The sequence below is a fragment of the Aquimarina sp. genome (genome assembly GCF_977115655.1).
In genome coordinates, this window is record NZ_CDSBKO010000098.1 from 1 (window position 1) to 11,243 (window position 11,243).

An 11,243-nucleotide genomic window follows, 5' to 3' on the forward strand; every position below is an offset into this window, starting at 1 on the left:
TCACCAATACTTAATAACCGCATATAACAGTATTTTTAATTAAGAAATGGTATAAGCCCCGAAGCAGAAAAACTAAATGTAGAAAAAAGCCCGCAAAGTTGTAATTTAGTACAGGTAGAGAAAACACCTAATAGTAATAGAAAAAAGAATAAAAAATGTATTAGATGCCAGACAGATTTGATCACATTAGATTTAGAAAAAGTAGTTGATGCTCAAAAAGGGGATCTCCCACTAGGTAGTGCCTATGGGAAAAGAATTTTTGATTATTTACCAGATTTAAACAAATACATGAAGGAGTTTGGTATAAATGATAATTGTCTAAGGAGAGGTCATTTTCTTGGTCAGGTTGCTAAGGAAACGGGTTTTTGGAGTTATAATGAAGACTTTATTTATAGTGCTAGTGGTTTAAAAGGAACTTTTGGTAATTTTAAAACTACAGAAGGCAAACAGAAAGCTGATGATTGGGGTAAAACTTCAAGTAAAAAAGCAGAAGAAGTGAAAATAGCGAATTGGGCATATGCAAAAGGGAGTAAAGCTTCTGATTTAGGTAATACAGAAATAACAGATGATAATTGGGGCGATGAAAATGGGGATGGCTATAAATATAGAGGTCGTGGATTAGTACAATTAACGGGTAAGTCAAATTATAAAGCTTTTCAAAAATGGTATGATAAAAGAAAAGGTAAGTATAGTTGGCCAGATTATGATTTTGAAACAAATCCAGAAAAAGTTACAGAGGATTCTTTAATTGTAGCTTTATCAGCTATCTATTTTTGGGATAAAAATCATTTCAATAATAAGGCAGATATGGGTGAAGAAGAAAAAGATGTACGTAGGATTAGCAATGTAATTAATAGCGGAGAGGATGATGCCAAAAAAACACAGCGTTATCAAAATGTTGTAGCAGCTATTAATCAAGTTAGAGAAAAAAGTGATTGTGCCATTATCAATTACACCCCGCCAACTAATGCTGGATATTATGTATTTAAAAATGGTGACATAAAACTTATAGAAGGAGGAAAAGAGGTAAACTATTATGTCGAAACCGAAGAAGGAAGTAACACTTTTAAAAAAGTGGCAACACTTACTAAAAATGGATATGGTTTAGTAAAGTTTCCTGCATCAGGGGATGGATTTAACAGATATGCTGTTAATGAAGATAAAGGAGGAATAGATAAGAAAGCTAATAAGCGTAAATTAGGAAGCACTTTATATACTACTAAGGAAATTGTAGGAAAAGGAGATCATTATGTTTTACCTAGAACAGCAGCAGCTCTATTTGGTTTTGTGAGCGATATACATGATGAAAATTTAGAGATTTATTTAGGAGACATGTCCTCAGAAAATGGATCTGATCCTTGGGAAAAAGGTTATGTAAAACCTAATAATAAACATAAAAGTAGGGGGCACCATAGCGGACATGGGCACTTAGGAAAAAGATCAGGTTTGGATATTGATTTTAGATATATGGACAAAGAAGGCAACAATATACAGCATGAGAAAGCAAGTTCTTTGGATAAATTTAGTATAGAAAAGAATAAACTAATTTTTGATAAAGCAATTAAATATCATCTAAATTATAACTTTACCTCTAATAAAGATTTAAGTGATAAATATTCTAAAAAAAATGAGTATAATTTAAAAGTGGTACATTATGATGCGTACAATGGGCATAGAGATCATGGTCATATAGGGTTATCTGCTAAATTTAAGCCAACTAAAGTATCGTCTATTAACATAACTATAATTGATTAATAATGAAAATAATAACCTTTAGTAACGATCTGTTTTTTTTATTTTTTTACTTGATACTTGTTACAATTTCTTGTGATAAGATTAATACAGGGAATCAAAAACAAAATACTGTAAGTTCTGTAGAGAACACGAAAATAAAGACTCATCAAAAAGACAACTCTAATGAATTAAAAATTGAACTTAAGAATTTTGATTTGATTATAAAATCTGATGAAGAACCATATTCTGTAGAGTATAAAAAACTTGTTGGACATAATGACTATGATGGGAATATTTATGAAAAAAGAGATACAATATTAATCAATAAGTATGGAGATCTCGATTTTGTATCTGACCCTTCATTTTTGGACAATAAACAAGTACAATTTGTAAATAAGTCAAATTTAAAAAAAGTTGAAGTAGTGATAACATTTAACTATGGTGTAGATGGAAGTTTCATTGATAATCGTAAATATTACACTTTCAAACAGATTGTTAAACTAAATGAGAATAATACTTTTTTTATTAATGATGATATTAGAGGTAAAAATTTTACTGCTTGGTTTCAAGAAAATAATTTAGAAATAATTAAGTCATCTTATGAAAACGCAATGAGGTTAGTAGAGGATCAAAAAAAATGCTGCCCAAATGATTTAGAGGATTTTGAAATCTTTACAGCAAAGGCTTATAATGAATTAACTTATGAGGACTTAAATATTCTAATTCTTTTAGAAAGCATTTTATTAGAAGTAAAAGGGGAGTCTCCAGAAGGAAAAATAGTTACGGGATTTATTAAAGGTTAATTCTTATAATAATAACACACAGAGTTTATTTAGATATTTTTTTAAGATGATATATATCAAATAATTGTGTGTTTTTTGCAAAAAAAAGTAAAGAAAAACAGACCTTATAATATCAAAGAAAAGGAGACCGTTATTTATTACCAAAAACAGCAGCTTGCTTATTCGGTATGGCAAGTGAATTAGGTACTTTGGGATATACGGTTGATTTTGGTGATATGTCCTCAGAAAACGGAAGTGATCCAGGCAAGCCTGGTAGCCATCACAGCGGGCATGGGCATTTAGGAAAACGAATTGGAATGGATGCAGATTTTAGATACCTTAATAACGAAGGGAAAAGTGTAAGAGGTGTGTGTACAGAGTCTTGGTTTAACCGAGATAAAAACAAAGAAGTGTTTGATAAAGCTATTAAGTACCATTTAAATTATAATTTCACGTCTGATAAAACACTAAGTTTAGAATATGTAAAGTGGAATGATGAGAAACCTAAATTAAAAGTAGTTCACTATGATAAAAGTAATTCCCATTTAGATCATGGACATACTGGCATATCGTCAAAATTCAAGCCAACTAAAGCATCTTCAATTAATGCAATAATAATCGATTAGTATGAAAAGCAAATTTTGTAATATATATATCCTATCACTTATTTTTGGTTTAACTATCTATATTTCTTGCGCTAATAAGGACAGTAAGGTTAGTAAAGTAAATGATTCTGAAAAAAAAGAAATATTAGAAAAAAGAGATAGCATTAATAATAAAGTAAGCACTATTTCTGATACTTTAAAAGGCTATAAAATTAAATTCAATGATTTTGATTTATATATAAAATCTAATGAAGATCCATCTGCTGTTGAAGTTGAATATAAAAAATTAGTTAGTTATAATGACTATCATGGAAATATTTATGAAAAAAGAGATACTATTTTGATTAATTATGGAATGGATGATTCTTTTACTTATGGGAATGAAATTCAGATTTTTAGTGAAAAAAAAATAAAGATAATCTCAGTAAAAACTTCCTTTATTTATGGAGTTAACATTTCATTTATAGATGATATTCCAGGGTATGAAATAATCAATTTTAGTTTTACTAAAGAATCAAAAATCAATGATGATTTGTTTTCAGTTGTTGATGATACTAATAGAGATAATGAATGGTTTAGCAAAAACAAACCAGAAATTAAAATAAGGGCATATGAATATATTAAAGAAATCATTAAAAATAACAGAGAACACTATAAAGATTGTTGTCCTGAATATCTAGATGATTTTGAAAAATTCGAATCAAAAGAATTTTACAGTCTAACCTATGATGATTTAGGGGCTACTACATATTTATCGCAAGTTTTTATAGAAATTCAGGGAGAAAAAGAAAATGGTGAAAAATTTACTGAATACCTTTTAGATTAATTAATCTTAATATTTTCAGTTTTATACTACTATAATGAAAAACCAGATTTTATTATTGATGTTTTTATTACTTTTTTTCCAATGTAATAGCAGTTCTAAAAATAATAGTAACCTTCAAGGAAATCATAATAAGCGTTATAACAATACAGAATCATCGTATGAAAAAATAAAAGCGGCTATTAAGTCTAAAGATACAATTATTGTTAAACTAGAAAATTTGAAGGTGATTGTGGAAGTAGATGAAGATGAAAAAGAAGATTTTAATATAGAATATAATGAATTAATAGGACTAAATAAAGCTGGTAAAGTCTATGAAAAAAGAGATACTATTCGCATTAATAGTGAATATAACGACATGACTGGCATATCCAATTTGAATAATAAAAAACTTATTATTAAGGGAATCGATAATGTTAAAGAATTAAACGTTACGTTTTCATATTCCATAGGAATAGGTTATGCTTTTGATGCTTTAAATGATGAAGTACCCGCTCTAATTAATGAATATATATATATAATAAAAGAACCTATTATTCTTGATCTATTGCAAAGCAATGAATTAATTGTGAAAAGTGAAAAAGATTATGAATTTAAGATTATGGAAAAATATTTTAATGAAATCAAACAAAAAATTTACACTAATAAAAAAGAGTTATATTCAAAGTTAATGAATGACAAATCCTCTACATACTACAAAGATGAATATTATCGAAATCCAATGCAAGCATTTTTGAATAAGAAAGAGAGTGATTTTAATTCTTTGAAAGAGTTAGACGCTTTTATACAAGTTGCAGATGTAGTTATTCAGTTTAAAGGAAAAACAAAGGATGGTAAAGAGTTTACAGAATATCTAGGAGGGTAACATGAAAAATAGATTGTTTTGTGTTTTTTCTTTATATGTTGCTATTTGTATTGCTTTACATAGCTCTTGTAAAAATGAAAAAACCTTCCAAAAGGAGAAAGAAACTTCAAATGTTGTTAGTGCAGATAAGTCTAATGTAAGCATACTTAAAATATCTAAGCAAGAACTACAGGATTTTTTTAACGAAACATTTAATCTTAAGTATACCTATGATTATTATTTACCTGTGACTTTTAGCTATAAACCTAATAAAGGTATGTTTCGAGTAAATTTTCTAAGAAAAGATCAAAAAAACAAAAGTAGATTTAGTGAAGAAGGATATTTAAAGTACGTAAGTAACATTGAAGGAGGTATTAATGAATATTATTTAGTTCTTTATTATCGTAAACCTGAGGATATCATTAAAGTAAACTTTCTTGAAGATGAGTTTAAAGAAGCTCAGATATATGCTGAAAAATTCGGTGAAGAATCGCAAGATACCATTTATGACAAGATAACTTATTTCGAATATGAAATAAAAAGACCTTCAGAAGTATATATATACGTTTATAATTTAGAGGAAAAGAAATGGATACAAATTTCGAGCACTTCTTTAGATAGCAAAAAAAAGGCAGGGGATACTGATGCTATATTAGATTTTATAGAATTTTCCAGTGAAAAATATGGCTATAAATATATCGAAGAATTTTTGAATTTATAAAGATTCTATAAGAATAAATAAACATTCTTCATAATCAGAAACCTTACTTTCTTACAAAACCAAAGACGAAGTTACAGAAACGGATAAACGTAGCATTGCCAATTGGGCGTATGGCAAAGCTCCCAAAGCTTCCGATTTAGGGAACACTGCAATAACCAGTAATTGGGGCGATGAAGATGCGGATGGGTGGAAATATAGGGGAAGTGGATTTATACAACTTACAGGAAAAAGTAATTTTAGAAATGTTACCACCAAATACAATACATGGATTGCCAGATTAAACGAAGATATTACAGAAGAGGATTTTAAAGAAAATCCAGAAAAATTAAGGACCAATAAAACACTGGCAATGGCAGCAGCCCTGATCTATTGGAAAGATAAAAATATCCTTACCCGATCCGATATGGGGGTGGGCGATGATGCTTTAAAAGCGGTAACCTATAGGATCAACGATGCTTTTAAAGGGTATGCCCATCGAGAATCCTATCTGGAAGAAGCGGTAAAAACCTTAAAGGTAGAAGATTGCCCGGATTACAAACACCGTAAAGGACAAAAAGGGTCTGTGGTAGTGATTAGTGGTATTGGAGAAAAAACTATTCATACTACTTCTCAAACAAAAGGCGATGCCGATAATGTCATGTATAGATTATCTGTATATCGGGCAATGACATTAGAAAAGTATAATGAACTAAAAAAAGAAGATAAGTTACCCAAAGCAGATTATATTACTTATGTGACTAGAGATGCACATCAAGATTTGTCAAATTCAGGTCGTTCTAACTTACGATATGGAACCTATAATGAAACCCCTCCTAGTGATAGCTATTACCTCAATAGAGCAGGAGACTGCGGAGGAAGTGGTAAAGGATATTTAATGTTTCTAAGTGATAATGATAATAATAAAGTGATAAATGGAGTAGATGGTGAAAGAGGAGATGTTGCTATACATCAATATGATATTCACAGTTCACAGGGATGTTTAACGTTAGCAAGTGGTTATGATATCACCAAAAGATTAATTCCTGTAGAAGAATTGTATAATGAAATCCCTGATTTATTTTTGCATAATAGTATGGAAAAAGCAAAGATGATAGATGATAATGGGGTAGTACACGATATGAGTATAGAACGTCGTTTTGTAAGAATTATAATTGAAGAACGAGATGTAATTGAGGAACAATGGGAGGATATAAAATATGGAACTACAAAGTGGTTTGGTAAAGAATAATATATTATGAGATTAAAATTTACAGGATTATTAATATTAATAGTTTTATCTAGCTGTAAAGGACAAATAGATAATAAAAATAATAAAAAAATGGAAGATCAACTTTTATATAGTTTTGATACTAATGAAATGAGCTTTTTAGTTGATATATATGATTATTCATATGAAAAGTTAGAAAAATGTAGAAAAAATGTTTCAAAACAAACATTTCAAGAAAAGGTAAAAGAAATCTATAATATAGATTTTGATGAAATCAAATATAATGATATATATGTAAATGAAGCTTCGGAACATTCTGATGAAATACTAGTAAATCAAAGAATGATTTTTATTAATGAGCTTCCAAATATTGAAAGTAAGAATGAAATTACAGAATCGTATCTTGAGTTACTCTGCAACTATAATGATATGATCTTTAGTAATGATATCAAATCTACTAATTTTATTAAAGCCAATAATCCTGATTTGTTAATTGATTTAATAAGAATCTACGGCTATTCAGCTAACAAGGATTGGTTGAAATTTGCATTTAATAAATCCAAGTTATATGAACCAATTGTTTTAGAAAAGTTTCTTTTTGGTGTAAAATGTAAAGGTACATGGAGGGCAGAGAATGGAGACTGTCATCCAATATATATATTACGCAAAGATATGTTGGATAAAATGATCGAATACGGTGCAGAATTATCCCAATTGTCTACGGTAGCCAATAGAGTATCTAATGGCAATCCAGAATCTTACGAAGAGGATACAGAGGAGCTGTATGCCTATCTTATGGCACATTGTTATAAAGCAGGGCAATCTGGGATTATAGAATACTTATACGATACCGATCCAAAAATGATCGAGGTTTTTAGGAAAAAAGATTTTTATGGTATCGAAGATCTGGAGGATTTTACAGACAATTTTTATATCCCAAAAAACAAAAGGTTTGGTCTTAGCTCTTTAGGTCCCGATCCTTATATAGCTTATGGTGTTATTAATGATCCTGATGGGTATACCAATTTACGGGATGGTAAAGGTACTTCTGCCAAAGTGATCAAAAAGATAAAAGAAGGAGAAAAATTTGCTATCGAAACCAACACAGGGGATTGGTGGTCAGTGGTCACAGAAGATGGTATAAATGGCTGGATACACAGCAGTAGGATAAAAGTAATTGAGGGTTTTTCTTTTGAGATGAACTACCGTAAGAATTAGAAATTTTATCAATCCTTAAAAAATAGAGTGGTTCATTTTACTATAAACTGCTCTTTTTTTATGTTTTTTAAATCATCCCCCGATATGCCAAGCGAACAGATGATAATGGAAAATGTCTAATATCAGATATGGCTATGATTACTCAGGCACTACCTTACCTTAATCAATATCGTAAAAAAGTTGGGATAGATACCTGTACCCGTAAAGCACATTTTTTGGCACAATTAGCGGCAGAATCAAAATTCTACGACCTCCAAGAAAGCTTCAACTGGTATTGGGAAAGTTTGATCACTACTTTTGATAGTTATTTTAAGCAATTTAAGACACAAGCTGCAAAGGAAGCCAAAGCAAAGGAATTAGGTAGAGAAGAAAAAGATGGAACAGCATTGACACTTGAGGAACAAAAAACACTAGCCAATGCTATTTATGGTAAAACACACCCGATAGGCAAGAGTGCAGGGCATAAAGATGGGGATGGATGGCGATATAGTGGTAAAGGGTTTAAGCAGATCACTTGGAAAACCAATTATAAAAAAGTTCAGGATTTTTATAACGAAAAAATAAAAGAAGATACAGAATCTGATGTATCTTGGGTTGATGATGATAATCCTTATAAATTAAAAAACAATGCTAAAGACGCTATGACAAGTGCTTTAGCATACTGGGGATGGAAGATGATCAACCCAAGGGCTAGTTATGCAGATGAATATGCTGTAAAATCTGTAACCTATAGAATTAATGGAGCATTAAAAGGATTAGGCGAAAGAAAACGATATTTTTTAAGAGCCAAAGAGCAGTTAAAAATAGAAGAATGCCCGTTATATAAAGGCAAAAAATGGCAAGAACAAGAATTAGGAACTGTGATTGTCGTAGCAGGAAAATCTTATAAATACGGTGAGCCGAATGACAATGGAGAAAAATGGCCTGTTTACAAAACTGTAGTTTATCGACGTATGAGTTTGGAAAAATATAAAGATTTAAAAGAAAAAGAGGAACTCCCTGAACCTGATTATATAACTTACCTAACTAGAGATGCACATTTTAAGGAGAATTTGGAAATACCATCCAGAAATAAATCATCATATCGTTATGGCAAAAATAATGAAACCCCACCTGGGGAGTATTATTTGTTTAAAAGACAAAATAAAGATCAAAAGTATCAATGGCATATTGGTGATATAGAAAAATCTCCCTCTATTATAGATATAGAGAGTGGTGATGACAGAAAAGGGATTGCCATACATGGAGGATATCCTTCTGGTTCACAAGGGTGCTTAACTATACATCAAGGTAAAAGTAAACCCAATGCCCTAGTCGACGAGTTTTATGCCAATGTACCCGATATTGATGATCTAAAAGGAGAAAAAAATAGAGATGTTAGAATCATTATAGAACCTCGTGAAGTAAAAGAAATTGGCAACTGGGGTTCTGGTGCAACAAAATATGAAGGTATAATAATAGAAAATAATAATTAATACTATAAACATGAAATCAATACTTTATGCAAGTATTATAGGGATATTAGTCCTTTCTTGTAAGAATAGCACAACTAATGGGCAAAACAATACCCAACAAAAAACAGAAACAGAAACAGAAAATACAATTATGGTAGATTTTTCTAATAGATATCCTTTAGCAAGCTGTACAGAGGCAGATGCTAAAGAAGTTTTAAAGTTTTTTAAAACAAAATCCTATAGCCGCCCTGAATCAAATGTTTTCAGAAATAAAATATTAGAAAAATTTAAAATTAATATTGATACTCTTGATAACAATAAGAAAGATGATATTTTATATGAGGATACAAGTTTAGTGTTTCCTTTATATGAAAAATTAGCATATTCTTTTCCTATTGCTTTTAGAGAGAATAGGTTTATGGTTCCAGTAGTAGATGACTTTGTAGAAGATTATTTTAGCGATCGCACCCCATTTAAAGATTTCCCTAGAGAAAGAAAAGAAATTTTATATCATTTTAATAATTGGATATTTTATGAAAACAAAGCTTCATTTACATTTTTAAAAGTAAAAAAACCTTGGACATTCATGCATCTGATTCATGAATATGGTTATACAGGTGATGATGAGTATACTAGTTTTATTCTAGAAAATCTTGGAGAGGAACGAGAAGCTCAAGAAGACATCAATGAGATGGTAATAGGTTGGGTAACAGGAAAAAAATACTATGCAGTACGCAAAAATGTAGTAGAAAAAATAGTTGAACTACAACCCGATCTTGTTTTTAATATCGGGATGATTGTAAGTGATTATTCAGAATATGCGGTTAAAACTCCAGAGAATCAAAAATTTCTTTTTTGCACCTATGAAACCGAAGAGCAGAAATTAGAAGATTTTTCCTATTTAATGAATGTACTTGTAGATCAAGGCATGGTAGGTATCCTTGATGAATTATATAATGAAAACCCTATGGTGTTAGGGCTTCTTAAAAAGAATGATTTTTATGGTTATAAAGATTTAAAAGAGTATAGTCTTAAGGCGTATGGTCAAACCCCGTATGATGAAGAAAACCCAAAACCTGTTTATGAAATGGCAGTAATCAATGATCCCGATGGGTATACCAATGTACGGGATAAATCAGGAGAAATTATCTTTAAGGTACAAGATGGGGAGGAATTTATGGTATCAAAATCTGGTAAAGAAGTAATAGGGGAGTTTTATAAAGAAGGATGGTGGTATATATCTTTTAAAGGACAAAATGGTTGGATTCATAAAAGTAGGGTGAAAATAATACAAGAATAAAAAAATGAAATCAATACTTTATGCAAGTATTATAGGGATATTAATCCTTTCTTGTAAGAATAGCACAACTAATGGGCAAAATAATACTGTAGAAGATCTTATGGTTTCTCAAAAACATGAATTGAAATATACAAAAGAACAAGATATAAAAAGTGCTTTATCATATCTAAAAACAAAATCTTATCAAGTTCCTAAGGATAATGTTTTTAGAAATATTATTTTAGAAAAGTTTCAAATAGATATTGATACTGCATTTTATATGCCTAGTAGTATTTCATATACAAGAGAAAAATTTGAAGAAGTAGGATTAACTCCTTTTCTAAATAAATCAGACTCCCCTGTTTTATATGCAAAAGCTTATAGAGGTAATAAGTTTATTACCCCTTTAATTTATGATTGGCATGATAGTTATTATAGCGATCGTACAGCATTTAAAGATTTCCCTAGAGAAAGAAAAGAGGTTTTATATCATTTTAATAATTGGCTGTTTTATGAAGACAAAGCTTCATTTACATTTTTAAAAGTAAAAAAACCTCATACGTTTATGTATATGAT

12 protein-coding genes are annotated in these 11,243 nt (G+C 30.0%); 11 read left to right on the forward strand and 1 reads right to left on the reverse strand.

Features of this window, described 5'->3' with window-relative positions:
• Positions 1 to 177: 177 nt before the first annotated feature.
• The 6 genes from ACZIYX_RS22730 to ACZIYX_RS22755 all read left to right on the forward strand — a co-directional run bounded on the left by ACZIYX_RS22730 (position 178) and on the right by ACZIYX_RS22755 (position 5,509).
• Positions 178 to 1,755: a glycoside hydrolase family 19 protein gene (locus ACZIYX_RS22730; RefSeq protein WP_462684559.1), complete on the forward strand. Its 1,578-nt coding sequence runs from the start codon at positions 178 to 180 to the stop codon at positions 1,753 to 1,755.
• Positions 1,756 to 1,757: 2 nt separating this feature from the next.
• Positions 1,758 to 2,537, forward strand: coding sequence for a hypothetical protein (locus tag ACZIYX_RS22735; protein WP_462684560.1), 780 nt, complete (start codon positions 1,758 to 1,760; stop codon positions 2,535 to 2,537).
• A gap of 167 nt (positions 2,538 to 2,704) precedes the next feature.
• The gene (locus tag ACZIYX_RS22740) at positions 2,705 to 3,142 is read left to right on the forward strand and encodes a hypothetical protein (RefSeq protein ID WP_462684561.1); all 438 of its coding nucleotides are present in this window, start codon (positions 2,705 to 2,707) and stop codon (positions 3,140 to 3,142) included.
• Position 3,143: 1 nt separating this feature from the next.
• The gene (locus ACZIYX_RS22745; RefSeq protein WP_462684562.1) at positions 3,144 to 3,947 is read left to right on the forward strand and encodes a hypothetical protein; all 804 of its coding nucleotides are present in this window, start codon (positions 3,144 to 3,146) and stop codon (positions 3,945 to 3,947) included.
• Positions 3,948 to 3,981: 34 nt separating this feature from the next.
• The gene (locus ACZIYX_RS22750) at positions 3,982 to 4,809 is read left to right on the forward strand and encodes a hypothetical protein (RefSeq protein WP_462684563.1); all 828 of its coding nucleotides are present in this window, start codon (positions 3,982 to 3,984) and stop codon (positions 4,807 to 4,809) included.
• A gap of 1 nt (position 4,810) precedes the next feature.
• Positions 4,811 to 5,509, forward strand: coding sequence for a hypothetical protein (locus tag ACZIYX_RS22755; RefSeq protein WP_462684564.1), 699 nt, complete (start codon positions 4,811 to 4,813; stop codon positions 5,507 to 5,509).
• 51 nt (positions 5,510 to 5,560) lie between these two features.
• Here ACZIYX_RS22755 and ACZIYX_RS22760 read toward each other — a convergent pair whose 3' ends face one another.
• Complete coding sequence (locus ACZIYX_RS22760; protein WP_462684565.1) at positions 5,561 to 5,845, reverse strand: hypothetical protein; 285 nt, start codon at positions 5,843 to 5,845, stop codon at positions 5,561 to 5,563.
• 13 nt (positions 5,846 to 5,858) lie between these two features.
• On the opposite strand from ACZIYX_RS22760, the gene ACZIYX_RS22765 reads away from it, so the two are divergent.
• The 5 genes from ACZIYX_RS22765 to ACZIYX_RS22785 form a co-directional block, all read left to right on the forward strand.
• Positions 5,859 to 6,737: a hypothetical protein gene (locus ACZIYX_RS22765; RefSeq protein WP_462684566.1), complete on the forward strand. Its 879-nt coding sequence runs from the start codon at positions 5,859 to 5,861 to the stop codon at positions 6,735 to 6,737.
• Positions 6,738 to 6,743: 6 nt separating this feature from the next.
• A complete protein-coding gene (locus ACZIYX_RS22770; protein ID WP_462684567.1) occupies positions 6,744 to 7,934 on the forward strand; it encodes an SH3 domain-containing protein in 1,191 nt (396 codons plus the stop codon).
• A 128-nt stretch (positions 7,935 to 8,062) separates the two neighbouring features.
• Positions 8,063 to 9,409: a glycoside hydrolase family 19 protein gene (locus ACZIYX_RS22775; protein WP_462684568.1), complete on the forward strand. Its 1,347-nt coding sequence runs from the start codon at positions 8,063 to 8,065 to the stop codon at positions 9,407 to 9,409.
• Between the two features lie 10 nt (positions 9,410 to 9,419).
• Positions 9,420 to 10,688 (forward strand): hypothetical protein, encoded by a 1,269-nt coding sequence (locus ACZIYX_RS22780; RefSeq protein ID WP_462684569.1) that lies wholly within the window; start codon positions 9,420 to 9,422, stop codon positions 10,686 to 10,688.
• A 4-nt stretch (positions 10,689 to 10,692) separates the two neighbouring features.
• Positions 10,693 to 11,243: hypothetical protein (locus ACZIYX_RS22785; RefSeq protein ID WP_462684570.1), on the forward strand; the 551-nt coding region annotated here is incomplete at its 3' end.